At 71.2% G+C, this 24,333-nt stretch carries 25 protein-coding genes; 13 read left to right on the top strand and 12 right to left on the bottom strand.

Annotation, left to right across the window (positions count from 1 at the left end; genetic code table 11):
• Window positions 1-4 precede the first annotated feature (4 nt).
• From ACFY2Z_RS20255 to ACFY2Z_RS20240, 4 genes are all read right to left on the bottom strand, one after another.
• Complete coding sequence (locus tag ACFY2Z_RS20255) at window positions 5-1,723, bottom strand: ABC transporter substrate-binding protein (RefSeq protein WP_390745489.1); 1,719 nt, start codon at window positions 1,721-1,723, stop codon at window positions 5-7.
• 192 nt (window positions 1,724-1,915) lie between these two features.
• Window positions 1,916-2,008, bottom strand: a complete 93-nt coding sequence (locus tag ACFY2Z_RS20250) for an Ms4533A family Cys-rich leader peptide (RefSeq protein WP_390745488.1) — start codon at window positions 2,006-2,008, stop codon at window positions 1,916-1,918.
• A gap of 56 nt (window positions 2,009-2,064) precedes the next feature.
• Window positions 2,065-3,672 (bottom strand): DUF3152 domain-containing protein, encoded by a 1,608-nt coding sequence (locus ACFY2Z_RS20245; RefSeq protein WP_390745487.1) that lies wholly within the window; start codon window positions 3,670-3,672, stop codon window positions 2,065-2,067.
• 8 nt (window positions 3,673-3,680) lie between these two features.
• Entirely contained in the window at window positions 3,681-4,715 is a 1,035-nt protein-coding gene (locus ACFY2Z_RS20240; RefSeq protein ID WP_390745486.1) for an alpha/beta fold hydrolase, read from the bottom strand.
• A 216-nt stretch (window positions 4,716-4,931) separates the two neighbouring features.
• On the opposite strand from ACFY2Z_RS20240, the gene ACFY2Z_RS20235 reads away from it, so the two are divergent.
• The 4 genes from ACFY2Z_RS20235 (at window position 4,932) to ACFY2Z_RS20220 (ending at window position 6,936) form a co-directional block, all read left to right on the top strand.
• Window positions 4,932-5,153, top strand: a complete 222-nt coding sequence (locus ACFY2Z_RS20235; protein WP_311693011.1) for a hypothetical protein — start codon at window positions 4,932-4,934, stop codon at window positions 5,151-5,153.
• Between the two features lie 241 nt (window positions 5,154-5,394).
• Entirely contained in the window at window positions 5,395-6,039 is a 645-nt protein-coding gene (locus tag ACFY2Z_RS20230; protein ID WP_390745485.1) for a TetR/AcrR family transcriptional regulator, read from the top strand.
• Window positions 6,040-6,224: 185 nt separating this feature from the next.
• Window positions 6,225-6,452 carry a DUF3107 domain-containing protein gene (locus ACFY2Z_RS20225; RefSeq protein WP_234514282.1) on the top strand — a complete coding sequence of 76 codons (228 nt, stop codon included), beginning with the start codon at window positions 6,225-6,227 and terminating at the stop codon, window positions 6,450-6,452.
• A gap of 214 nt (window positions 6,453-6,666) precedes the next feature.
• Window positions 6,667-6,936 (top strand): hypothetical protein, encoded by a 270-nt coding sequence (locus ACFY2Z_RS20220; protein WP_311693018.1) that lies wholly within the window; start codon window positions 6,667-6,669, stop codon window positions 6,934-6,936.
• Window positions 6,937-7,123: 187 nt separating this feature from the next.
• On the opposite strand, the gene ACFY2Z_RS20215 is transcribed toward ACFY2Z_RS20220, so the two are convergent.
• Entirely contained in the window at window positions 7,124-7,861 is a 738-nt protein-coding gene (locus tag ACFY2Z_RS20215) for a ferritin-like fold-containing protein (protein WP_311693020.1), read from the bottom strand.
• 474 nt (window positions 7,862-8,335) lie between these two features.
• On the opposite strand from ACFY2Z_RS20215, the gene ACFY2Z_RS20210 reads away from it, so the two are divergent.
• Window positions 8,336-10,417 (top strand): DEAD/DEAH box helicase, encoded by a 2,082-nt coding sequence (locus ACFY2Z_RS20210; protein ID WP_390745484.1) that lies wholly within the window; start codon window positions 8,336-8,338, stop codon window positions 10,415-10,417.
• Between the two features lie 136 nt (window positions 10,418-10,553).
• Entirely contained in the window at window positions 10,554-11,423 is an 870-nt protein-coding gene (locus tag ACFY2Z_RS20205) for an alpha/beta fold hydrolase (RefSeq protein ID WP_390745483.1), read from the top strand.
• 74 nt (window positions 11,424-11,497) lie between these two features.
• On the opposite strand, the gene ACFY2Z_RS20200 is transcribed toward ACFY2Z_RS20205, so the two are convergent.
• The gene (locus tag ACFY2Z_RS20200) at window positions 11,498-12,394 is read right to left on the bottom strand and encodes an NYN domain-containing protein (RefSeq protein ID WP_390745482.1); all 897 of its coding nucleotides are present in this window, start codon (window positions 12,392-12,394) and stop codon (window positions 11,498-11,500) included.
• A gap of 259 nt (window positions 12,395-12,653) precedes the next feature.
• On the opposite strand from ACFY2Z_RS20200, the gene ACFY2Z_RS20195 reads away from it, so the two are divergent.
• Window positions 12,654-12,806 carry a hypothetical protein gene (locus ACFY2Z_RS20195; protein WP_390745481.1) on the top strand — a complete coding sequence of 51 codons (153 nt, stop codon included), beginning with the start codon at window positions 12,654-12,656 and terminating at the stop codon, window positions 12,804-12,806.
• 97 nt (window positions 12,807-12,903) lie between these two features.
• Here ACFY2Z_RS20195 and ACFY2Z_RS20190 read toward each other — a convergent pair whose 3' ends face one another.
• The 3 genes from ACFY2Z_RS20190 to ACFY2Z_RS20180 all read right to left on the bottom strand — a co-directional run bounded on the left by ACFY2Z_RS20190 (window position 12,904) and on the right by ACFY2Z_RS20180 (window position 15,305).
• The gene (locus tag ACFY2Z_RS20190) at window positions 12,904-13,509 is read right to left on the bottom strand and encodes a MarC family protein (protein ID WP_390745480.1); all 606 of its coding nucleotides are present in this window, start codon (window positions 13,507-13,509) and stop codon (window positions 12,904-12,906) included.
• A gap of 151 nt (window positions 13,510-13,660) precedes the next feature.
• On the bottom strand, window positions 13,661-14,548 hold the full coding sequence (locus tag ACFY2Z_RS20185) for a PHP domain-containing protein (RefSeq protein ID WP_390745479.1): 888 nt from the start codon (window positions 14,546-14,548) through the stop codon (window positions 13,661-13,663).
• 115 nt (window positions 14,549-14,663) lie between these two features.
• Window positions 14,664-15,305, bottom strand: a complete 642-nt coding sequence (locus ACFY2Z_RS20180; protein ID WP_390745478.1) for a DUF6758 family protein — start codon at window positions 15,303-15,305, stop codon at window positions 14,664-14,666.
• Between the two features lie 217 nt (window positions 15,306-15,522).
• Here ACFY2Z_RS20180 and ACFY2Z_RS20175 point away from each other — a divergent pair, with 217 nt between their 5' ends.
• Window positions 15,523-16,788: an MFS transporter gene (locus ACFY2Z_RS20175; RefSeq protein WP_390745477.1), complete on the top strand. Its 1,266-nt coding sequence runs from the start codon at window positions 15,523-15,525 to the stop codon at window positions 16,786-16,788.
• Window positions 16,789-16,866: 78 nt separating this feature from the next.
• Here ACFY2Z_RS20175 and ACFY2Z_RS20170 read toward each other — a convergent pair whose 3' ends face one another.
• Window positions 16,867-17,463 (bottom strand): suppressor of fused domain protein, encoded by a 597-nt coding sequence (locus ACFY2Z_RS20170; protein ID WP_390745476.1) that lies wholly within the window; start codon window positions 17,461-17,463, stop codon window positions 16,867-16,869.
• A gap of 535 nt (window positions 17,464-17,998) precedes the next feature.
• On the opposite strand from ACFY2Z_RS20170, the gene ACFY2Z_RS20165 reads away from it, so the two are divergent.
• Both ACFY2Z_RS20165 and ACFY2Z_RS20160 read left to right on the top strand, forming a co-directional pair.
• The gene (locus ACFY2Z_RS20165; RefSeq protein ID WP_390745475.1) at window positions 17,999-19,114 is read left to right on the top strand and encodes a magnesium and cobalt transport protein CorA; all 1,116 of its coding nucleotides are present in this window, start codon (window positions 17,999-18,001) and stop codon (window positions 19,112-19,114) included.
• A gap of 48 nt (window positions 19,115-19,162) precedes the next feature.
• Window positions 19,163-19,693: a hypothetical protein gene (locus ACFY2Z_RS20160; protein ID WP_390745474.1), complete on the top strand. Its 531-nt coding sequence runs from the start codon at window positions 19,163-19,165 to the stop codon at window positions 19,691-19,693.
• Between the two features lie 112 nt (window positions 19,694-19,805).
• Here ACFY2Z_RS20160 and ACFY2Z_RS20155 read toward each other — a convergent pair whose 3' ends face one another.
• Window positions 19,806-20,561 carry a hypothetical protein gene (locus ACFY2Z_RS20155; protein WP_390745473.1) on the bottom strand — a complete coding sequence of 252 codons (756 nt, stop codon included), beginning with the start codon at window positions 20,559-20,561 and terminating at the stop codon, window positions 19,806-19,808.
• A gap of 175 nt (window positions 20,562-20,736) precedes the next feature.
• On the opposite strand from ACFY2Z_RS20155, the gene ACFY2Z_RS20150 reads away from it, so the two are divergent.
• From ACFY2Z_RS20150 to ACFY2Z_RS20140, 3 genes are read left to right on the top strand one after another with little or no spacing between them, the layout of a single operon-like run.
• Window positions 20,737-22,017: a magnesium transporter MgtE N-terminal domain-containing protein gene (locus ACFY2Z_RS20150; RefSeq protein ID WP_390745472.1), complete on the top strand. Its 1,281-nt coding sequence runs from the start codon at window positions 20,737-20,739 to the stop codon at window positions 22,015-22,017.
• Window positions 22,007-22,582 (top strand): DUF1003 domain-containing protein, encoded by a 576-nt coding sequence (locus ACFY2Z_RS20145; protein WP_390745471.1) that lies wholly within the window; start codon window positions 22,007-22,009, stop codon window positions 22,580-22,582. Before ACFY2Z_RS20150 ends, ACFY2Z_RS20145 begins: the two co-directional genes overlap by 11 nt.
• Window positions 22,583-22,625: 43 nt before the next feature.
• Window positions 22,626-23,759 carry an Mrp/NBP35 family ATP-binding protein gene (locus tag ACFY2Z_RS20140; RefSeq protein ID WP_390745470.1) on the top strand — a complete coding sequence of 378 codons (1,134 nt, stop codon included), beginning with the start codon at window positions 22,626-22,628 and terminating at the stop codon, window positions 23,757-23,759.
• A 60-nt stretch (window positions 23,760-23,819) separates the two neighbouring features.
• Here ACFY2Z_RS20140 and ACFY2Z_RS20135 read toward each other — a convergent pair.
• Window positions 23,820-24,333: transposase (locus tag ACFY2Z_RS20135; RefSeq protein ID WP_390745469.1), on the bottom strand; the 514-nt coding region annotated here is incomplete at its 5' end.

Genomic DNA, 24,333 nt, shown 5'->3' with positions numbered 1-24,333 from the left:
GGCGTCACTTCACCGCGACCTGGGAGATGTCCAGGACACCGGTCCAGTCGCTGATCACGACGTTCTTGATGTCCTTGCCGACCAGGCGCTTGTAGACGGGGTGGAACAGCGGCACGGTCAGTGCCTGCGCGCCGATCTTCTTGTCCAGCGCGCCCCACCGCTCGGCGGCGGCGTTGAGATCGGTCAGCTTGTTGATCGCGTCGATCTCGTCGTTGACCGACTTGTCGTCGAGCTGGGCGGTGTTGAAGTTCGCGCCGTCCTTGACGATCTGGCGGCCGTCGAAGATGGGGGCGAGGAAGGGGCCACCGGAGGGCCAGTCGGCACCCCACGCGGTGAGGAAGAAGCCCGGCTCGGTCTTCACGCCGTGGACCGTGTCGGAGTAGTTGTTGTCCTCCAGGCCCTGGAGCTCGACCGTGATGCCGGCCTTCTTGAGGGCGTCCTGGATGGCGGTCGCGATCTCGGGGCTGGTCTTGAAGTTCTGGGCGTTGTCGTGGGTCAGGGTGACCGTGAGCCCGTTCGGGTACCCCGCCTCCTTCAGCAGTTCCCTGGCCTTGGCCGCGTTGCCGGTCGCGCCCGCCGGAAAGAGGTCGTACGGCGTGTAGCCGAAGACCTTCTGGTCGGGCAGGAAGGTCGTGGCGGGCTCGGCGAGCGCGCTGCCGCCCGCCGCGTTGATCACGGACGATCGGTCGACGGCGTACGAGATCGCCTGTCGCACCTTGATGTTGTCGAACGGCTTGACCTTCGGGTTGAACGCTATGTAGTTCGTGTAGCCGAAGTGCCCGGTGCCGACGCGCGAGGCGAGTTCCTTCTCGCCCGTCACCTTGGCGAGCTCGGCCGGGCCGAGGTTGGTGTCCGTGGTGACCGCGGCCGAGTCCGCACCCTGGGACGCCGACAGCCGCTGGTTGATCACCGACGAGTCGAGCCCCGACTTCACGTCGACCTTGTCCGGGTAGGCCTTGCGCTGGTCGTCGACGGCCGGCGACCAGTACTTGTTCCGCTCCAGCACCAGGTGCTCACCGTCGTTCTCGTTCGTCACGACCTTGTAGGGGCCGGACGAGATCGGGTGCTCCTCGTACTTGGTGCCGGTGTCCTTGGCCTTCGACACCGGCGTGAACTGCGTCTGCGTGGCCAGGTACGGGAACTCGCCCTCGGGCTTGTTCAGGTGGAAGACGATGGTGCGGCTGTCCGGTGTCTCGATGGCGTCGAGACCCTTCTTGCCCTTGTAGGGGCCCTGGTAGTCGGCCGCGCCGGCCAGCCAGTCCCGCAGGTAGGGCGCGCCACCGGACAGCTCGGGGGCGAAGGAGCGCTCGATGCCGTACTTGATGTCGGCCGAGGTGATCGGGGTGCCGTCCTCGTACTTGAGGCCGCTCTTCAGGGTGTACGTCCACACGGTCGCGTTCTTGCTGGGGCGCCCGGTGTCGGTGGCCAGGTCGGGGACGACCTTGGCGCCGGCCGCGCCGTTCGCGCGGTTGCGGGTGGTGAGCGTGCGGAAGACCAGGGAGGGCACGTTGCCGCCGCCGGAGGTGTACAGGCGGGCCGGGTCGAAGTCGGTCTGGGGGTCGGAGTTCAGGACCGTGAGGGTGCCGCCCTTGTGCGGGGTGGAGTCGCCACCGGCGCCCTTGCCAACGTTGTCCTTCGGCCCGCAGGCGACGGCGCCCGCTGCCACCAGAAGGCCTACGGATGCCGCTGCCACGCGGCGCGCTGTGACGGACGATTGACGCATCGGAATGACGACCTCTCGAGGGGTGTCTCGTCATGCGAGACGGATTGACGAGGAGTGAGACGAAGCAGGGCAGACGTCGGCCCCGGCGTCAGGTCGTCGAGAACCGTTCGGTCGCGCGGACAGGCAGTCCGCAGCACTTCACGGGCATTCACAGAAGGGTGAGAACGCGACGCTCACGCCGGAGGCGAGGCGTCAGCGACAGAGGATGTCGGCAACACACAACGGGGTCACGCCGATGAGCGCCAGCTCGAAGGCGGCGCGAACGGGGGCGTGACGGTGCGACATGCGAAGAAATATGAACGAACTTTCCCGGCGTGTCAATGTGACGAAAGCGGCTTCTGTCAACTCCTGGGAAAGGGCCAGGGGTTGGGCAGACAGTGGATTCCGTCATGGTCGAGGAACTTGGTCTGCTGCTGCATGACCGGGGCCAGCTCGCCGTCCTTGTCGCAGGTGACATGGCCGTAGCCGAGACGGTGGCCGACCTCGTGGTTGATCAGCATCTGGCGGTAGGAGTGGATTTTGTCACCGTACGTGGTCGATCCCTCCGCCCAGCGGTAGGCGTTGATCATCACGCGCTCGGTGGAGGCCGAGTCGCAGGAGACGTTGTCCTCCGTCGTGTCCAGGCCGGACTTCGCGCACCAGGTGGCGGTGGTGCCCGGGCTGGCGAGCGTGATCACGAAGTCGGGCTTGCCGGAGGAGATGCGCGCGAAGGTGCGGGCGCCGTGGTGGGCCCAACTGCGGTCGTCGTTGAGGGTCTTCTGGACGGCCTCGGCGAAGAGCTCGCCGTCGAGACCGAGCCCCTTCTCCACATCCACACGGTAGGTGTACTTGCGCCCTGTGCCGGGTGCCGCGGCCGAGCCGAGGACCGCGGAGAACGTGTCCGGGCCCTTCAGCTTGGCGCTGAGCGGGTAGGTGCGGTCCATGGCCTGCTCGTACGTCAGCGGCGTCGCGCCGGCCGAGACGGGCGGGCTCGGGGTGCTGTTGCCGTCGAGGCCGGAGCCGTGGGTGTCCCGGGCCTGGCCGGTGGCGGACGACTGCGCGGCGGTGCCGCCCCGCCCGCCGACGAACTGACCGGCGACGACGACGGCGAGTGCGGTGACGACGGCGGCCGCGGCGACACCGGCGAGCGTACGCCCCTTGCGGGATCCGTCACGGGGGGTGTCACCCGCCGGTTCCGCGCCGTTCTCGGACGTCGAGGGGCCGGCGGTGCGGGCCTCCTGCGTCCCGGGAGCGCGGTCACCGGTTAGCGGCGTAAGGGCGTCGGCGCCCTTGCGGCGGGGCGTGAAGACGTCGTCGTCCCGGTCGGGGGCGTCCTGGTCGAAGGCGTCGAGGTACTCCTGACGGGGGCCGGGCCCGGTCCGCTGGCGCGGGACCCGGGGCGCGGGGCGCCTGCCGGTCGCCGCCTGGGGCCCTGTCCCGCCCCCCAACTCGCCCCAGCCGCCCCCGGCTTCACGCTGCTGCGGGTGACCGCCGCGGACGGTGCGGGTGCCGTGCGCGGGCGTGCCGTCGGCCGGGAAGCGGGGCACGCCGTGGGCCGGGGTACCGTCAGGGAAACGCGGGACACCGCGCGCGGGGGTGCCGTCGGCCGCGGGACGCATGCCGCGCGGCGAGGCCGGGCCCGCGGGCACCCGACCGTGTGCCATCGCGTCCCGGGGGCCCGGAGGCGTGCTGCCGGCCGTCGTCGGTGTCGTGTCGGGGGTGCCGTCGGCCGCGGGACGCATGCCGCGCGGCGAGGCCGGGCCCGCGGGCACCCGACCGTGTGCCATCGCGTCCCGGGGCACCGGCCGGGGGCCCGGAGGTGTGCTGCCGGCCGTCGTCGGTGTCGTGTCGGGGGTGCCGGAGACCGGCGGGACCGACGGAGTCGACGGGGCCGGCGCCGGTATGCCGGGGACCGCTCCCGTGTCCGTGTTCCTCTTGTCGCCCCGCCCCTTGCGGCTGTGCCGTCCCACCCGGCGCCTCAGCTCCCCGTCCCGGCACCGCCGGACTCGAATCCGCTCTGTACCGCGCCACTGTCGCGGACGCTCGCGCCCTCGGGCAACTCGCCCGCGTCCGCGAGGAGTTCGCAGAAGGACCTGGCCACCAGGTCCGGGTATTCCATCATGGCCACGTGTCCCGCCTCCGGCAGGGTCAGCAGCCGGGAGTCACGGAAGGCGCGCGCCGCGCGCTGGGCCATGCGGAACGCCACGAGCTGGTCCCGGCCGCCGTAGACCAGCAGGGTCGGCGCGAGGACCCGCTCGGCCTGGCGCCACAGTCCGTGCTGCCCGCCCAGCGTGTACGCGTTCACGATGCCGCGCGCCGAGCGGGCCATGGCGTCCCAGAAGTACGGCAGCCGCAGCCGCCGCTCCATCTCCTCGACCGCGTTGCGGAAGCCCTCGGGGGTGACACGCCCGGGGTCGCCGTAACACAGCGCCGTGACCCCGAGGACGCGCTGCTCGGCCGTCCATCCCTTGGTGTACCGGGTGAACAGGGCCGCGACCCCGGGCAGCGCCAGCAGCCCCGTGGGCACCGCGCCGCGCTGCACGAAGATCTCCGGGAGCGCGGGCGAGACCAGGGTGAGCGTACGGACGAGATCGGGCCGTACGGCCGCCACGCGCGTGGCGACGGCGCCGCCCAGCGAGTTGCCGAACAGGTGCACGGGCCCGCGTTCGGCCGCGTCGAGGTAACGGATGACCGCGCGCGCGTGGCCGGTGACGGAGTAGTCGCCGTCGTCCGGCGGCGGGGAGTCGCCGAAGCCCGGCAGATCGAGGGCCTCGCCGTCGACGAGCCCGTCCAGCAGCGCCATCAGGGCCGACCAGTTCTGGGAGGAACCGCCGAGTCCGTGGACGTACAGCGCGGGCGCCAGGCCCTCGCGCCGCGGCGGTCTCGAACGCACCGTCAGGGTGATTCCGGGTAGTCCCACCGACCTGAGCCGCTCGCCCTCCTCGACCCGGACAGGCGCCACCTTCGGGAGGACATTGGCGGCCGAAACGGACGGCAACTCGGTCGAAGACATGCGGCAATGTTACGAGACGATCACACAGCGGCTCCTGTGTTCGCCGTCACAGACGCAACGGCCCGGCAGGCCGCGCACCACGCCGGACGGCCCCGAAGACCCCCTTCACCCCACATAGCATCCGAATCGGGTGTCTCCTACGCTCATAACAGGGCACCCGCATGTGGACCCTGCCTCTTCAGGAACCGTCCAGGAGTTCTGGGAAGGGAGCCCGCCATGGCCGTAGACCCCACCGATCCCGAGACGTTCGAGGACGACGAGACCGTCGCCGACGAACTCGACGTGGAGGCCCCGGAGAACGACGCCGCCGCCCAGCACCAGGAGCTCGCCCCGGAGCGGGACGAGCAGCTCACCGAGGAGGAGATCCTGCGCGCCAACGAGGCGGACCTCGTGGAGCAGAAGCGCGTCGTCTCCATCGACGAGGACGACTATCGCTGAGCACCGGTGGAACGCATGATCGATATGGGTATCGGTGAGGCAGGAAGACGATCACCTGGAGCCGGACAAGCCGGTACGGGTGCGGCGATCCGTCCGGCCCGCCCCCGTTCGGGGCACTCCGGACGGGTTTCATCGACGTCCGGTCCATGAAATTCTGCGCTCGCACCGCGCACAGCACGGTTACCGAAAAGTACGATGGCGGCGCGGCGCACACCGCATGTGGACGATTTTGGGAGGCGGCGTGACAGCCATCGAGCAGACAGAGGCAGCGCGCCCGCGGGGCACTCGCCTGCCGCGCCGTGCCCGACGCAACCAGTTGCTGGGCGCCGCGCAGGAAGTCTTCGTGGCGCAGGGCTACCACGCGGCCGCGATGGACGACATCGCCGAGCGTGCGGGCGTCAGCAAGCCGGTGCTCTACCAGCACTTCCCGGGCAAGCTCGACCTCTATCTGGCTCTGCTGGACCAGCACTGCGAGGCCCTGCTCCAGGCGGTGCGGACCGCGCTCGCGTCGACGTCGGACAACAAGCAGCGGGTCCGGGCCACCATGGACGCCTACTTCGCGTACGTGGAGGACGACGGAGGGGCGTTCCGGCTGGTCTTCGAGTCGGACCTGACGAACGAGCCCGCCGTGCGCGAGCGCGTCGACAAGGTCACGATCGAGTGCGCGGAGGCGATCTGCGACGTCATCGCCGAGGACACCGGCCTGTCGCGGGCCGAGTCGATGCTGCTGGCCTCCGGGCTCGGCGGCCTCGCCCAGGTCGTGGCGCGTTCCTGGCTGCACAGTGACCGCAGCGTGCCGCGCGACCAGGCGGTGCAGCTGCTGACGTCCCTGGCCTGGCGGGGCATCGCGGGCTTCCCGCTGCACGGCAACGAGCAGCACCACTGAACCAACCGGCCCGCGCCGCACCGCTGAACCGAGCCGTCCGGGTGGGGCCGTACGGTCGTTTGTTCCCGTCGGCTGTTCGCTCCTGGCGTTCCGGGGCAGAGCGTGTACGTCCCCTCACCGGGCTAATGTGTGCTGGTACGGCGCGGACGGCCGCGCACATCACTGACCGTCGGAGGGACAAAGCCGTGGAGGTCAAGATCGGCGTGCAGCACGCGCCCCGCGAGATCGTTCTGGAGAGCGGTCAGACCGCCGAGGAGGTGGAGCACGTCGTGGCCGAGGCGCTGTCCGGCAAGTCGGCTCTGCTGAGCCTGGTCGACGAGCACGGCCGCAAGCTCCTGGTCCCGGCCGACCGTCTCGCGTACGTGGAGATCGGCGAGCCGGCCCCCCGCAAGGTGGGCTTCGGCACGCTGTAGATCCGAACGGAGCAGTGAAGGGGCCCGGTGGCACAAGCCGCCGGGCCCCTTCCTCGTCCTTGCCTCCCAGGGGCCGACGGCCCCCGCGCCCGTATGCGAGGCGCACAGATGGAGCACATCCCGCACACAGCGGATGATTGTCTTCAGTGCGCCAGGGGTAGGACCGGCTACGACCGATTTGCCCTGGCAGCAGCCGTGCGGGAGGGAATCACTCATGCTCTTGGAAGCGCTCGGCTCCGCCGTCCTCGGGCTCGCCCTGGCCTGGATCGCCGCGCAGCGGCTGCCCCACCGGCTGCCGGCCCGCGCCCTGGTGCTGTCGACGGGCGTGGCGGGTGCCCTCTTCGGCGCCTTCGTCACCCACAGCGCGCTGGGCGCCGTGGGCCTCCTGGTGATCCTCCTGGGGGCCCTGGTCGTCGCAGCGGCCTCCCTGTCGCTGCTGCTGCGACCGGCGGAACGGTTTCGGCGCCGGTCCGCCACGGCCTGAGAGCGGACCGCCCGGGACCGGGCACCGGGGACACCGGCGCCCGCGCCGCCCCCGGCTCAGGATCCGGCTCAGACTCCACCCTCGGCTCCGCCTCCGGCGACACGCTCGGGCGGTCCGGTGATCGGGTGATCGTCACCGTGACCGCCCCATGGGTGTCCGCGCCGGGCGCGCCAGGGGCAGGCCGCCGTCAGGCCGCCAGGCCCAGGGCCGCCATCCGCTTGGTGTGCGCCTCGGTGATGCGCGAGAACATCCGGCCGACCTCGGCGAGGTCGAAACCGTCCGCGACACCGCCGACCAGCATGGTCGACAGGGCGTCCCGCTCCGCGACCACGCGCTGGGACTGCGACAGGGCCTCGCCCATGAGCCGCCGGGCCCACAGCGCGAGCCGGCCGCCCACCCTCGGGTCGGCGTCGATCGCGGCGCGCACCTTCTCGACGGCGAAGCTCGCATGCCCGGTGTCGTCCAGCACGGCGAGCACGAGCGCACGCGTGTCGACGTCGAGCCGCGCCGCGACCTCGCGGTAGAAGTCGCTGGCGATCGAGTCGCCCACGTACGCCTTGACGAGCCCCTCCAGCCAGTCCGAGGGCGCCGTCTGCTTGTGGAAGCTGTCGTACGCCGCGACGAACGGCTCCATCGCCTCGGTGGGCCCGACGCCGATCCCGGTCAGCCGGTCACGGATCTGCTCGAAGTGGTGGAACTCGGCGGACGCCATCTTGGCCAGCTCCGCCTTGTCCGCGAGGGTGGGCGCGAGCTTCGCGTCCTCCGCGAGTCGCTCGAACGCCGCCAGCTCCCCGTACGCCAGGGCGCCGAGCAGGTCCACCACCGCGGCGCGGTAGTGGGGGTCGACAGAGGCGGTCGCCCAGTCCTGGGCGGCGACTCCGGTGGGTTCGGCGGATACCTCTGCGGCGTTGTCAGGCGTCGTCATGAAGCGCACAATAGCCCGCTCATCGCCCCTCGGAAGGCCCTGGTCAATCAGTGTGACGACGACTACGTGACCGAATCGGCCATCGCATGTGCGGGATTCCGGGGTATGGTGGTAATGCGCCTGCTGAGTACGTTGACGTATCTCGACGGGCCGCATGTATGAGGATGCCCGGTCGGTGGCCCGATCGGCTCCGACCCGACAGCTCTCCTCGCCCGTACGACAGCGTGCGTACGGCATCCGGAGGGACCCTCAGCGGTACGAGCGCTGGAGCGTCGGCGTGGTCCCCTGCCACAGGCCCGTCCCCCCAAGCGGCCGACGTCATCCGGCACGGTCACGACCCCCGCGCTCGCCTCGCACCGCACACACAGAAGAGGCAGCACCCTGACTACGACTTTTCGAGAACTCGGAATCCTTCCCGAGACGGCCGAGGCCCTGGAAGCCGTCGGCATCATCCATCCCTTCCCCATCCAGGAGATGACGCTTCCCGTAGCCCTCTCGGGCACGGACGTCATCGGCCAGGCGAAGACCGGCACCGGCAAGACCCTCGGCTTCGGCCTCCCCCTCCTGGAGCGCGTGACCGTCCCCGTGGACGTCGAGGCGGGTCGCGCGAAGCCCGAGGCCCTCACCGACGCCCCCCAGGCGCTCGTCGTCGTCCCCACCCGTGAGCTGTGCACGCAGGTCACCAACGACCTGCTCACCGCGGGCAAGGCGCGCAATGTGCGGGTCACGGCGATCTACGGCGGCCGGGCGTACGAGCCCCAGGTGGAGGCCCTGAAGCAGGGCGTCGACGTGGTCGTCGGCACCCCGGGCCGGCTGCTGGACCTGGCCGGCCAGAAGAAGCTGAACCTGAAGCACGTCAAGTGCCTGGTGCTCGACGAGGCCGACGAGATGCTCGACCTGGGCTTCCTGCCCGACGTCGAGAAGATCATCAACATGCTGCCGGCGAAGCGCCAGACCATGCTGTTCTCGGCCACCATGCCGGGCGCGGTCATCGGTCTCGCCCGCCGTTACATGTCCCAGCCGACGCACATCCGTGCCACGGCGCCGGACGACGAGGGCGCGACCGTCGCGAACATCGCGCAGTTCGTCTACCGCGCGCACTCCATGGACAAGCCGGAGATGATCGCGCGCATACTGCAGGCCGACGGCCGCGGGCTGGCGATGATCTTCTGCCGTACCAAGCGGACGGCGGCCGACATCGCCGAGCAGCTCCAGCGACGCGGTTTCGCGTCCGGCGCGGTCCACGGCGACCTGGGCCAGGGCGCGCGCGAGCAGGCGCTGCGGGCGTTCCGCAACGGCAAGGTGGACGTGCTCGTCTGCACCGACGTGGCCGCGCGCGGCATCGACGTCGAGGGCGTCACGCACGTCGTCAACTACCAGTCCCCCGAGGACGAGAAGACCTATCTGCACCGCATCGGCCGTACGGGCCGCGCGGGCGCGTCGGGTACGGCGATCACGTTTGTCGACTGGGACGACATCCCGCGCTGGCAGCTGATCAACAAGGCGCTGGAGCTGAACTTCCACGACCCCGTGGAGACGTACTCCACCTCCCCGCACTTCTTCACCGACCTCGGCATCCCCGAGGGCACCAAGGGTGTGCTGCCGCGCTCGGAGCGCACCCGCGCCGGGCTCGCGGCGGAGGAGCTGGAGGACCTCGGTGAGACGGGCGGCCGTGGGCCGCGCGGCCGCCGTGCCTCGAGCCCCGCGCCCGCGGAGCGCGAGCGTCCGGCGCGTACGCCGCGCCGCCGCCGTCGTACGCGGGGCGGAGCGCCGCTGGACCCGTCGGCCGCCACGGGCGCGCCGGAGGTCACGAGCATCCCGGACGACACGGCCGAGGCCGTGGAGCCGCGCACCCCGCGCCGCCGTCGCCGCACGCGTGGCGGAGCGACGCCGGAGCAGACCGTCGCGGTGACGGAGACGGTGGAGCCGACGGTCGTGCCGGAGGCGGCCGAGGCCGTGGTGGACACCGCCGAGCCGGTGAAGCCGCGTCGCCGCCGCACCCGCAAGGCCGCGGAGACGGCTCCGGCCGCCCCCGCCGAGGCCACGGAGACCACTCCCGCCACCGCGGAGGCCGCTGTGGACACCGCGGAGGCCGTGGTGGCCACGCCGCGCCGGCGCACCCGCAAGGCGACCGAAGCGGCTCCCGAGAGGGTCGCCGTGGACACCGCCGAGGCCGCGGAGACCAAGCCGCGCCGCCGCACCCGCAAGACCGCGGAAGCGGCCCCCGCGGAGGCCACGGAGGCTGTGGAGACCGCGGAGGCCGTGGAGGCCGCGCCGCGCCGGCGCACCCGCAAGGCGACCGAAGCGGCTCCCGAGACGGTCGCCGTGGACACCGCCGAGGCCGCGGAGACCAAGCCGCGCCGCCGCACCCGCAAGACCGCCGAGGCCGAGGCCGCGATCCCCGCGCAGGCGGCCGAGGAGGCCGAGGCCAAGCCGCGGCGCCGCACCCGCAAGGCGGCGGCAGCCGTGGAGGCGGAGATCCCGGCGCAGGCGGACGACGCGGAGGCCAAGCCGCGCCGCCGTACGCGCAAGGCCGCACAGTCCGCCGAGGGCTGAGTCAGCCGGACAGCTGAGACGCCGATGGCCCGTCCCCACTCAGGGGGGCGGGCCATCGGCGTGCTCACCCCCCGTACACCCGGACGTCTCCCGCCCCCGCCTCCGCCGTCCCCCGACCGCCCGGTAACCTCCCCCCATGAGCCGTCCCCCCAGCTTTGTCCCGCCCCCCGGTGTCCGGGCCCATCGGCTCGCCACGGAGCGCGGCGAGTTCGCCGTGCTCATGGCGGACGCGGCGACCTCGCGGGTGAAGGGGACCGCCCTGCTGCTCCCCGGCTTCACCGGGAGCAAGGAGGACTTCATCGTCGTGCAGCCCCTGCTCGCGGCGGCCGGGTATCGGACGGTCGCCGTCGACGGGCGGGGCCAGTTCGAGTCCCCCGGGCCCCGGGACGACGAGGGGCCGTACGCGCAGAGCGAGCTGGCGCGGGACGTGCTCGCGCAGGCGCACGCCCTCGGTGCGCCGGTGCATCTCCTCGGACACTCCCTCGGCGGTCAGATCGCCAGGGCCGCCGTCCTCCTGGACGCCTCCCCGTTCGTCTCGCTCACCCTCATGGCCTCCGGCCCCGCCGAGATCTCCGTCCCCCAGCAGCTGAGGGTGAAGCAGCTGCGGGAGGCCCTCACCCTCCTGGACATGGCCCAGGTCTGGGATGCCATCCAGGCCATGGACCCCCCTGGGGAGGCCGACGCCTCCGACATCGACGAGGGACTCGCCGACGGGGAGGACCTGCGCCGCCGCTGGCTCGCCAACAGTCCCGCCCAGCTCCTGGCGACGGGCCGGCAGCTGTGCGAGGAGCCCGACCGTGTGGCCGAGCTGGCCGCCGTCGGCCTGCCCGTGCACGTACTGTCCGGCGACCGCGACGACACCTGGCCGATCCCTCTGCTGGACGACATGGCGGCCCGGCTGGGCGCCCGTCGCACGGTGGTGCCGCACGCGGAGCACTCCCCCAACACGGACCGGCCCGAACCGACGGCCGAGGCCCTCGCGGCCTTCTGGGACCGGCACGCATAACGGGCGGGTTCCGCCCGTCGACCGGCGCCCCAGGCCGCCGGCTCCCGCCCCCGGACGCTCCCGGGGGCCGTAGGTCAGTACTGCCCCTGCAGGTACTCCCAGAAGCCGTCCCGCAGCGAGCGCCGCAGGTCCGACTGGCCGCGCAGGGAGTACTGCAGCAGGCCCTCCGCCTCCACCAGCAGGTCCTGGTCGACGGAGCCGGGCAGATACGGGTGGCCGGGCAGCAGGTCCGCCAGCGACTCCCGGCCCCGCGCCGCGAGCCACTTCGTGGCGATCTGCGCGCCCACGAAGCGGACGTCCTCACGCGTGGGGCGGGCCGCGGAGGACGCCTCGTAGGCCGCGGCCGTCCGCCGGGTCACGTACGGCTTGAAGAATTCGAGTTCGAGGGTGCGCTGGCTGTCGACCTCCCACAGCAGCGGCTCCGCCTGGTTGCGGCCCTCGGGGGCCTCGATCCCCCACAGATGCACCCGCGCCCCGTAGCCCTGCGCCGCCTCGACCGCCGACACCAGGTCCTCGTCGCCGCCGATGAGGGCCGCGTCGCTGATGGCGCGGTGCCGGGCCAGTGACTCCAGGTCGGTCCGGATCAGGGAGTCGACGCCCTTCTGCTGGTTGTTGGCGTTGAGGTTGCCGAGGCGCACCTTGACGTCGGGGAGCTCGGCGATGGACTGCTGCTCCGCCGTGTGGATACGGCGTCGCGCGCCGTCGTACCAGTACACGCGCAGCAACCGGCTGTCCGCGAAGATCGAGCGGGCCTTGTCGATGAGGGCCTCGATCATCCCTTCGGCGTCGAGGTCGAAGGCCCGGCGGTCCTCGGTCCCGGCGACGAGCCGTCCCGCTGCCGCGTACAGATAGCCGGCGTCGACGAAGATCGCATGAGTCGAGGGGGTCTTCGCCACCTCGGCGAGCATGCGCTGGAGCAGCTCGTTGGTGCGGTCGATACGGGCGCCGAGCGCCGCCAGGTCGTCGTTCATATGCCTCCATTGTCCTGGCGGTCACGCTGCGAACACAACCGGTCCCGATCGGTGCCCCAAGAACTCAAGTTCACTGCCGCGACCTGCGTCTTTCCACCGACCTACCGGTCAGTAATTAGGGACTCGAAAAATTTCCTTAGCGTAGGGAATGTTTGTAACAAGCATCCCGTTGACTACAGAGGACGTGGGCAACGACGCCCCGCGCTCCGCACGCCAGTAGTTCTCCTCAGGAGGATGACCAGACGAAGGGAGAAGCCCTATGCGCTTCGAAATCATGCGACTCGACGACGTCGACGGTACGACCGTGGACACCACCGTCGTGGACGCCGCCTCCGTCAAGCAGATCGTTCAGCAAGCCGCCGCCATCGGGCAGCGACTCTGGATCCGCCCGGCCGACCCGACCGCCTCGTAAGCACGCTTCACAAGCCGCATCACCACGGTCAGACTTCGAAGCCCCGTACGGAACGTCCGTGCGGGGCTTCGCGCGTTCCCGGGTGCCGCCCGGTCGCTCAGCTCGCGCGGACGACCTGGGTGATCCCGTTGATGATCTGCTGCACGGCGATCGCGGAGAGCATCATGCCCGCGAGCCGCGTCACCAGGACCACACCGCCGTCCTTGATCACCCGGATGATCAGCAGCGAATAGCGCATCACCAGCCACAGCACGACATGGATCGCCAGGATCGCCGTCCACACGGAAACCTGGGTGCCCACACTGTCGGCCTTCTGGACCGCCAGGATCACCGAGACGATCGCGCCCGGACCGGCGAGCAGCGGCATACCGAGCGGCACGAGGGCGACATTGACGTCCTTGGTCTGCTTGGGCTCGTCCGTCTTGCCGGTGAGCAGATCGAGGGCGATGAGCAGCAGGAGCAGTCCGCCCGCGATCATCAGCGCGGGGACGGAGACATGGAGGTAGTTCAGGATCTGATGGCCGAGCACGCCGAAGACGGCGATGACGCCGCCGGCCACGCACACGGCCTGGAACGCCATCCGCCTCTGCACCTTGGCCGGACGGCCGGCGGTGAGCGCGAGGAAGATCGGGGTGATCCCGGGGGGATCCATGATCACGAAGAGGGTGAGGAAGAGGGAACCGAAGACGGCGACGTCGAACATGGGGGCCTTGCGCAGAGATACGGAGCGGACGCGTGGCGGACGGGCCACGGCCGCTTTGGGCGGTCACCGCGCCGAGGGCGCGGCGGGGCGGGGCACGGCGGCGGACGGCCGGGGGCCCCCGGGACAGAGGGGTGGAAGGAACCGCGGAGGGCTACAGGGGGCTGCGGGAGGGCTGGACGCCACGGCGTCCACCGGTCCCCGGCACCGGGAACGCCCCGGTGGCCCGGCGGGTGATCTCCCCGTACACCTCGGGGTCGGTGGTGTACTCACCGAGGACACACGTCTTGCGGCTGCCGTGGTAGTCGGAGGAGCCAGTGGCGAGGAGTCCCAGCTCCTGCGCGAGGCCGCGCAGCCGCGCCCGGGTCGCCGGGTCGTGGTCCATGTGGTCGACCTCGATGCCGTCGAGCCCGGCGGCGGCGAGATCGGCGATGGCGGACTCCGGCACGGTCCGCCCCCGCTTCGAGGCGGCCGGATGCGCGAAGACGGTGACCCCGCCCGCGGCCTTGACCAGCCGAATCGCCTCGAAGGGATCCGTCTCGTGCTTCTCCACGTACGCACGTCCGCCGTCGGCCAGCCACTCGGCCGTGAACGCGCCCGAGACGCTGTCCACGACACCCAGCTCGACCAGTGCGGAGGCGAGGTGCGGACGTCCGACCGAGCCGTCGCCGGCGATCCGGGCCACCTGCTCCCAGGTGATCGGCACACCCAGCTCCCGGAGCTTGGCGATCATGGCGTGGGCCCGCGGGACCCGGTCGTCCCGGACCAGTTCGCGCTCGGCGAGCAGGCGGGGCTCCTCGGGATCGAAGAGGTAGGCCAGCATGTGCATGCTGATGCCGTTCCACCGGCAGGAGAGTTCGGCGCCGGTGACGAGGGTCAGGCCCTCGGGCAGCACCTCGAGCGCCTCCGCGTGGCCGCGGGTGGTGTCGTGGTCGGTGAGCGCGATGACGTCGAGCCCCTCGGCGGCGGCGCGCAGCACCAGCTCGGCCGGGGTGTCCGTGCCGTCGGACGCGGTGGAGTGGGTGTGCAGATCGATGCGCACGACACGGACTCCAGGCGGTGACGGGACGGAAGGGGACGCTCAAGGATAACGGGATTTTCGGCATTCCCGTCACACCCGCAACCGGCCGGCGCCCCCTACGGGCATCACCCGGTCGTCACGGTTCGAGCAGGCGCGGCGACAGCGCTCCGATCGGCAGCAGGTCCACCTCGGCCCCCGCGTCGCGGAGATCGGTCAGCACCAGTTCGTCGTACATCAGCATGCCCGTCTGCTCGGGCCAGACGACCGCCCACAGCCACAGGCCGCGCGCCTCGCCCGCGAAGACCGCCCGGTCGTCGGGGGTGCCGGTGACATGCCACAGCGGGGTGGGGCGTCCGGCGGCCAGCACCTTGACCTGGGGCGGCTTCTCGACGTTCAGATAGGGGCCGGGGTCCGGGCCGTCGACACCCGCGTAGCGCGCGCCGAGACCCACACCCAGTTCCTCGGCGACGAGGATCAGCTCGCCCACTCCGCCGAGCGGCCCGGGACCCGAGCACGCCACGGCGGTGGCACGGCCGCCGCTGCGGTCGTCACCGGCGTAGCCCACGCCCGTGAACAGCCAGCCCACCGGCAGCGGCCACGGCATCCACACCGGCACCCGGGCACGGTGCACCACGACGCTGAGGGCCTCGACGCTGGGCGGGATCACGGGCTGCAGCGGATGCACGTGCCCGTGCACATCGCACTGCCAGGAATCGGCGAAGAGTCCGGGAGCCCTGACCCGGCCACCACACTTCGGGCAACTGGGTTCGCCCCTCATAGGGCCCCACGGTCCTCCCCGTCCCGCGCCGCGTCAAGGACGATCACCCGTCCGGCGTGTGCCCGCACGTCGCCTCCACCGAACCGAAGTAGATGTGGGTTGCATTTATTAGCCACCCTAACTTAATGTGTGTATAAGCCAACTATTACGCCCGCCGATTGGGCCGACACCGAGCCGACCGGCGGGCCGACCATCACCGAGGACTGCGAGGACACTCATGAACAGCAGTACAGGGGCGGCCGCCGGCACGGCGGGCGGGGCGGATCCGTTCGACGCGGGGGCCGGCGGCATCCTGCGCCAGCCGAAGGCCGTGTGGGCGACCGCGGGCGCGTCCGTCGTCGCCTTCATGGGCATCGGACTCGTCGACCCGATCCTGCCGTCCATCGCCAAGGGCCTCCGGGCGACGCCCAGCCAGGTCTCGCTGCTCTTCACCTCGTACTTCCTGATCACCGCCGTCGCGATGCTGATCACCGGCTTCGTCTCCAGCCGGATCGGCGGCCGCAGGACGCTGCTGCTCGGGCTCGCCTTCGTGGTGGTCTTCGCGGGCCTCGCGGGCACCTCGCACTCGGTGGCCCAGCTCGTCGGCTACCGGGCCGGCTGGGGTCTCGGCAACGCGCTGTTCGTCTCCACGGCCCTCGCCGTCATCGTCGGCGCGGCGGCCGGCGGCAGCGCCGCGGCGATCCTGCTCTACGAGTCGGCCCTCGGCCTCGGCATGGCCTGCGGTCCCCTGCTGGGCGCCCTGCTCGGCAACATCAGCTGGCGCTACCCGTTCTTCGGCACCGCCACCCTGATGGCGATCGGCTTCCTGTGCATCACGGCGTTCCTGAAGGAGCAGCCCAGGCCCGCGCGGAAGACGTCACTGCTCGACCCGGTCAAGGCGCTCGGCCACGGCGGTCTCGCCTCCGTGGCGGTCTCCGCGTTCTTCTACAACTACACGTTCTTCACCGTGCTGGCCTTCACGCCGTTCGTGCTGAACATGACGCCGTACAAGTCGGGTGCCGTGTTCTTCGCCTGGGGCCTGCTGCTCGCCGTCTTCTCGGTGGTCGTGGCGCCGCGCATGCAGGAGCGCTTCGGCTCGCTGAAGGTGCTCGGTGGCTCCCTGGTGCTGCTGGCGGCCGACGTCGCCGTGCTCGGCTACGGCGACCACACCACCGCCGTCGTCTGCACCGTCCTGTCCGGCGCCTTCATCGGCGTGAACAACACGGTCTACACCGAGCTGGCCCTCGGGGTCTCGGACGCTCCGCGCCCGGTGGCCAGCGCCGGCTACAACTTCGTTCGGTGGTTCGCCGCCGCGGCCGCTCCCTATCTCGCGCCGAAGATCGAGGAGTGGAGCGACATCCACCTCCCCTTCGTGACGGCGGCGGCCGCCGCCCTGGTGGGCGCGCTCGTGGTCCTCGTACGGCGGAACGCTCTCGCCCACGACGCGGAGGAGCTGGAGCCGCGCCACACCGCGCAGGACAGCGTGAGCGTCTTCGCCGACTGACCCGGCCGGCCCAACCGGCCCGGCCGGCCCAACCGGCGGTTCCCGGCGACCGGTTGGGTGAGCTTGCTCACGGTGGGGTCAGTCCAGCGGGACGGACCTGCGGGACGGATCCCGCAGGTCCGTCCCGTTCGTCAGCCAGCGCTCCTGAAGGGCCTGGGCGCCGTGCACCCGCTTCCAGGCGGCCTCGTTCGGGGTCATCGGCAGCAGCGGCAGGAACCGTACGGGGTCGAGGGGTGCATCCAGCTCCAGGTCCTCGACCAGACCGCCGGGCTCGGCGACCAGGACGGAGCTGAACGGGGCACCCGGCCACAGCGGTTCACCGACGTCCAGCGAGGCGCCGGGCGCCACCACCACGCCCTCGACCTGCGGGGACGCGGCCAGTACGGCGAGCGGGCGGAGCACCTTGTCGGTGTCGGCGAGGCCGCCCCGGACGGAGAGCACCAGCTCGACCCGGGGGCCCTTGACGGGGTCCGCGAGCACCGCGGTGGGGTCCGTCATCGGCTGGGCGGACATGCCGAGAGTGGCGTAGCGCAGGACGGCGCCCTCCCTGGAGTCGTCCCGGAAACGCAGTACCTCGATGCGGTCCGTGCCGAGGAAGGTGACCGCCGCGCGGGCGTCCGGCTCGCCGAGCGCGGTGCGCAACCGTGCCTCGACCAGAGGAAGAACATCAACCATGCGGCGAGCATAGAACTCGTCAGTACCAGGCAAAGCGGCACCTTGACACTTCGGTCGGCTGATACTCTTGGCCGGTGGTCGGGCAGCCTGCAGAAGCGGTGCGATCGAGTCCCGACACCGTGAGACTCCCCCAGGGGGAGATGGACCGTCCCTCACCGGGGACCGGCCGGAGGAGGTGGGGCTGGCATGGATCGAAGTCGACCGTGCAGTACCACCCGCTCTTCCGACCGCTGATGTAGCTGCTCTGGCCGGCTGCCACCTCTCACTTGCGCGTCGTGTTTTCGCGCGGATCCCCGGGGGACCCGCTCGGAATCCCGTCGCGCACCGCGGAAGAGCACTTCGTTTCGTTTCACCTGATCTGTCTGATCTGAGCCTGTAGCGAAGCCCACGACCGCGACGGTGCGGTGCTCCCCGCTTTGCGGACGTGCCAAACCTCTCCTGCCGAAACGGCGGAGACGAATCGTCAGGACGTCCCCATTCCGGGCAGTTCCACCCGTCGCCTGGGCCTTCGTCACTCGTTGCGAAGGAGCCTGCCATGTCCATGATCCGTGACCTGCGCGCCGCGGTCCGCCCGGCCCGACCCGCACCGCGCAAGGAGACCGGCGCGTACGACACCACGCGGGACCCCGCGACGCCCTCCGCCGTCGTCGACTGCGCCGTCTACCGCGACGGGGTCCGGATCGACACGGCGACGCCACTGACCCCGCACGAGGCGATGCGACTGGTCCGGCGCGACGGCGGCTTCGTGTGGATCGGGCTGCACGAGCCGACCGAAGCGGAATTCGCCGGAATCGCAAGCGAGTTCGGGCTGCACCCGCTGGCCGTGGAGGACGCGGTGCAGGCGCACCAGCGTCCCAAGCTGGAGCGCTACGACGACTCCCTCTTCACCGTCTTCAAGACCATCCACTACGTCGAGCACGACCGGCTGACCGCCACCAGCGAGGTCGTCGAGACCGGCGAGGTCATGTGCTTCACCGGGCGGGAGTTCTTCATCACCGTCCGGCACGGCGGACAGGGCTCGCTGCGGCAGCTGCGGCGCCGGCTGCAGGACGATCCCGAACTGCTCGCCAAGGGCCCGTCGGCCGTGCTGCACGCGATCGCCGACCATGTCGTCGACGGATACATCGCGGTGGCGGACGCGGTGCAGGTGGACATCGACGACGTGGAGACGGAGGTGTTCTCGGCCGGCCGGAAGGGAGCCCCCCGGGGCACCGACGCGAGCCGGATCTACCAGCTCAAGCGTGAGGTGCTGGAGTTCAAGCGGGCCGTGGCTCCGCTGCTGCGGCCCATGCAGCTGCTCAGCGAGCGGCCGATGCGGCTGATCGACCCCGACATCCAGAAGTACTTCCGTGATGTCGCCGATCACCTCGCCCGGGTGCAGGAGCAGGTCCTCGGCTTCGACGAGCTGCTGAACTCGATCCTCCAGGCCAACCTGGCGCAGGCGTCCGTCGCGCAGAACGAGGACATGCGCAAGATCACGGCTTGGGCCGCGATCATCGCCGTACCGACGATGGTGTGCGGCGTGTACGGCATGAACTTCAAGCACATGCCCGAGCTGCACTGGAAGTACGGCTACCCCGTGATCATGGGCATCACGGTGGCCATCTGTCTCGGCATCCACCGCACGCTGAAGCGGAACGGCTGGCTGTGAGGCCTTGAAGGGCGCGGCGCCCGCCAAGGGCCCGACTAGGCTGAGCGCATGACAAGCGAGCTGCTCGAGAGGGCCCTCGTCGAGGAGGCCACCAAGAAGTCCGGGCTGATCTGGGTCGAGGCCGTGCCGCACGCCGGCGCGCACACCCAGGTCACGCCCGCGCGTGCGCTGTGGCACGTGTGGCACGAGGGCGCGGCGTGTGTGGTGGGCGACGGCCCCGGCGAGCAGCCGCTGCCCGGCCTGACCGACGGGGGCGAGGCGGTCGTCACGGTCCGCAGCAAGGACAAGGGCGGCCGGATCGTCACCTGGCCCGCGCGCGTGGTGGAGCTGGCCCCGGGATCGCCCGAGTGGGAGGCCGCGGTCGCCGAGCTGAAGGGCAAGCGGCTGAACTCCCCCGACGGCGAGCAGATGCCCGAGCGCTGGCGCCGTGAGTGCCGGGTGCTGCGCCTGGAACCGCGGGGTGAGACGCTTCCGCTGCCGTCCGACTCCCAGGCCGCTCCCCCGCCGCCGAGCCCGGCGGTGACCCGCCGTCCGATCCCGGCGGCCCTGCCTCGCCTGCTGCGCCGCAAGCGCCGCTGACCGGCCGGCGGGCCCCAGGGCCTGTCGTTTGGATCGCGCCGCGACGGCGGGGGCGCTCACCGGCGCCGACCGGACCCGCCGCTCTCCTGCGACCTGATCCAAACGACAGGGCCTAGGTGGACGGCAACTGCTTCCCGTAGTCCACCGTCTCCTGCTTCGACGGCTCCTGGAGCGCGAAGTCCTTCCCCCAGTCCGACAGGCGCAGCGTCCCCGCGTTGCCGGCCCGCACCAGGAGCAGCGGATAGGGGGTGCCCTCCAGGGAGACGTCCAGCGTGCCGCCGGAGCCCTTGTCGCCGGTGATACGGACCGTGCGGACGCCGTTCTGCTCATGGCGGCCGTCCGTCGCGAGCGTGCCGTGCAGCGTCAGCAGCCCGTCGAGCAGTACGTCCTTGTCGGTGAACCCGCTGAAGCGCTGGTAGGCGGGATCACCGGACGGCACCTTGACGTACTTCCCGTCGAGCTTGTTCGCGGCGGCCGACGAGCCCGCGCCGCCCCCCTCGCCGCTCTCGTGGTTCCAGAACGTGGCGTCGGCCTTGAGGAACAGGTGCTTGCCCACCCGCAGCAGTCGGAACGTGCCGTTCTTCGAGGTGACCGATCCGGTGCCCCCGTCGCCCTTGAGCTGCATGTCCAGGGTGAACGTGGCGCCGTTGCTGACCACGGTCCCCGACAGCCGCACCGCCGACGCGGACCTGGCCGCCGTACGCGTCCGGCTCTGGATCTTGTCGGCCGGCAGCTTCCCCACCCCGTTGGTCCCCGCGTCCGGGTCGCCGCCACTGCATCCCGTGAGCCCCGCTCCCGTCACGACCAGCGCGCACATCGCGCTCACCAGTGCGGCCCTGCGGGTACGGCCCTGGGGGATTGCGGTCACAGGTGGGGCTGCCTCTCATGCGGAAGTCCTCATCGGCCTACCGCAGGGTACCGGTGCCCGAGAGGCCTTCCGGAGTCAGTCCGTCCGCACCTCTCGCCAGGGCGTGCGACAACGGGACGGACTAGCCTGAAGCCCAGCCGAACGGACAGAACGGCAGGAACAGGAGGCGGCGGGCATGGCGGCTGGCGCCTCTCGCATCTTCGTCTCGCACCTGGCCGACGTCGCCGTCTTCGACCCCAACGGCGATCAGGTGGGCCGCGTGCGTGACCTCGTCTGCATGCTGCGCGTGGGCCGGCGCCCCCCGCGGCTGCTCGGGCTGGTCGTCGAACTGACCACCCGCCGCCGTATCTTCCTGCCCATGACCCGGGTGACCGGCATCGAGTCCGGCCAGGTCATCACCACCGGCGTGATGAACGTGCGCCGTTTCGAGCAGCGGCCGACCGAACGGCTGGTCTTCGGGGATCTGCTCGACCGGCGCGTCAAGCTGGTGGAGACCGACGACGAGGTCACCGTGCTCGACCTCTCCGTGCAGCAGTTGCCGGCCCGCCGTGAGTGGGAGGTCGACCGGGTCTTCGTGCGCAGGGGGAAGGGCGGGGCGTTCCGGCGCAGCAGGGGCGAGACGCTCACGGTCGAGTGGTCCGCCGTCACCGGGTTCTCCCTGGAGGAGCACGGGCAGGGCGCCGAGAGCCTGCTGGCCACCTTCGAACAGCTGCGGCCCGCCGACCTCGCCAATGTGCTGCACCATCTGTCCGCCAAGCGCCGCGCCGAGGTCGCCGCGGCCCTCGACGACGACCGTCTCGCCGATGTCCTCGAACAACTGCCCGAGGACGATCAGATCGAGATCCTCGGCAAGCTCCAGAAGGAGCGCGCCGCGGACGTCCTGGAGGCGATGGACCCGGACGACGCCGCCGATCTGCTCGCCGAGCTGCCGGAGGACGAGAAGGAGCGGCTGCTGAGCCTGATGCAGCCCGACGACGCGGCCGACATGCGCCGTCTGATGGCGTACGAGGAGAAGACCGCGGGCGGTCTGATGACCACCGAGCCGATCGTGCTGCGGCCCGACGCGACCGTGGCCGACGCGCTCGCCCGGGTGCGCAATCCCGACCTGTCGCCCGCCCTGGCCGCCCAGGTGTACGTCTGCCGCCCGCCGGACGAGACGCCGACCGGCAAGTACCTGGGCACCGTGCACTTCCAGCGGCTGCTGCGCGACCCGCCGTACACCCTCGTCAGCGCCCTCGTCGACGATGATCCGCAGTCCCTGTCGCCGGACGCCGCGCTGCCGGTCGTGGCCGGGTTCTTCGCCACCTACGACATGGTCGCGGCGCCCGTGGTCGACGAGTCCGGCGCGCTGCTCGGCGTGGTGACCGTGGACGACGTACTGGACCACATGCTGCCCGAGGACTGGCGCGAGGCGGAGTTCGATCTGAGCGACGAGGGGGCCACGCATGGCTCCTGACCGCGACAAGACGCCCGCCGGAGCGACGGCCGCCCGCGCCCGCCTCCGGCTCGACCAGCCGCAGCCGCGGCGCACCCGGGTGCTGCCGGAGTGGGACCCCGAGGCCTTCGGACGCATGTCGGAGCGGATCGCCCGCTTCCTCGGGACCGGGCGGTTCATCGTCTGGATGACGGTCGTGATCGCCATCTGGCTGGTCTGGAACATCAGCGCCCCGCACTTTCTGCGCTTCGACCCGTACCCGTTCATCTTCCTGACCCTGATGCTGTCCCTGCAGGCCTCCTACGCCGCTCCGCTGATCCTGCTCGCGCAGAACCGCCAGGCCGACCGCGACCGGGTCAACCTCGAACAGGACCGCAAGCAGAACGAGCGGTCGATCGCCGACACGGAGTATCTGACCCGGGAGGTGGCCGCGCTGCGCACCGGTCTCGGCGAGGTCGCCACCCGCGACTGGATCCGCTCCGAACTGCAGGACCTGATGAGGGACCTGGAGGAGTACAGGCGACCCGACGGACATGGCGTATTCCCGGCGGAACGCGCGGGCGGACGTGACGTAGACGACCGCTGACGGGGCTTTCCGGCGCCCCGCCCGGGCGCCGTACCATCTGCTTATGGCTACGGAAGACGCGGTGCGCGAGGCACTGGCGACGGTGAACGACCCCGAGATCCAGCGACCCATCACCGAACTGGGGATGGTCAAATCGGTGGAGATCGGCGTGGACGGAGCGGTCGCGGTCACCGTGTACCTCACGGTCTCCGGCTGCCCCATGCGCGACACGATCACCCAGCGTGTCACCGACGCGGTCTCCCGTGTGGACGGTGTCACCCGGGTCGACGTCACGCTGGACGTGATGAGCGACGAGCAGCGCCGTGAGCTGGCGACCGCGCTGCGCGGCGGCCAGGCCGAGCGCGAGGTCCCCTTCGCCAAGCCGGGCTCGCTCACCCGGGTGTACGCGGTGGCCTCCGGCAAGGGCGGCGTCGGCAAGTCCTCCGTGACGGTCAACCTGGCGGCGGCGATGGCGGCCGACGGACTGAAGGTCGGTGTCGTGGACGCCGACATCTACGGCCACAGCGTGCCGCGCATGCTGGGTGTGGACGGCCGTCCGACCCAGGTCGAGAACATGATCATGCCGCCCCAGGCGAACGGCGTGAAGGTCATCTCGATCGGCATGTTCACCCCGGGCAACGCGCCGGTGGTCTGGCGAGGCCCGATGCTGCACCGCGCGCTCCAGCAGTTCCTCGCGGACGTGTTCTGGGGCGACCTCGACGTGCTGCTGCTGGACCTCCCGCCGGGCACCGGCGACATCGCGATCTCGGTGGCGCAGCTGGTGCCGAACGCGGAGATCCTGGTGGTCACCACCCCGCAGCAGGCGGCCGCCGAGGTGGCGGAGCGGGCGGGCTCCATCGCCGTGCAGACCCACCAGAAGATCGTGGGCGTGGTCGAGAACATGTCCGGGCTGCCCTGCCCGCACTGCGGCGAGATGGTGGACGTCTTCGGCACGGGCGGCGGCCAGCTCGTCGCCGACGGCCTCACCCGTACCACGGGCGCCACGGTTCCGGTGCTCGGCTCCATCCCGATCGACGTCCGTCTGCGCGAGGGCGGCGACGACGGCAATCCGGTGGTCCTCACGGACCCGGAGTCCCCGGCGGGTTCGGCCCTGCGCTCGATCGCGGGCAAGCTCGGGGGCCGGCAGCGCGGCCTGTCGGGCCTGTCGCTGGGGATCACCCCGAAGAACAAGTTCTAGAGGGCTGATGAAGATCTTGGTGAGGGGCTGTCCGGCCGTAGGCCGGGCAGCCCCTGTTCGCTATGCGGTGGCCGGGGCGAGTTGCCAGCGGCCGCCAGTGTGGGTGAGTCCGAGGTTGATCAGTCGGCGAAGGTTGAGGGCGGCGGCTCGGGTGTGGAGCCAGGCATTGTTGGCGATGGTTCCGCGGTAGCGCAGGCGGCGGTTGCCGTGCTGGACGAGCCAGGCGACGGCTCGTTCGACCGGTGGTCTCCAGCGCCGGTAGTCGGCTTGCCAGTCCGGGTCGGTGGCGGCCTGGCGGCGGGCAGCCACTTGCAGGTCGTGGTGGGGGCGGATGGTCAGGATGCGGCCGGCCTTGGCCTTGGTGCACCGCTCACGCAGGGGGCATCCGGTGCACAGGTTCCCGAAGGCCGCCTTGCGCTGGTTGTGCTGTCCGCCGGGGTCCGACAGGGCAACCGTGTGTCCAGCAGGGCAGGTGACTGTGGCGGCGGTGGTGTCGATGGCGAAGTCGTCCAGGGTGAAGCCGCCGGGGACGGCGGGCCGTAGCGGGGCGGGTTTGAAGAACGTCCGGTGCCCC

Origin of the sequence: Streptomyces sp. NPDC001222 (genome assembly GCF_042896945.1) — a bacterium.
Lineage (GTDB): Bacteria > Actinomycetota > Actinomycetes > Streptomycetales > Streptomycetaceae > Streptomyces > Streptomyces gibsoniae.
The sequence above is the reverse complement of the archived record's forward strand: the minus strand, read 5'-3'. Positions and strand labels throughout refer to the sequence as shown.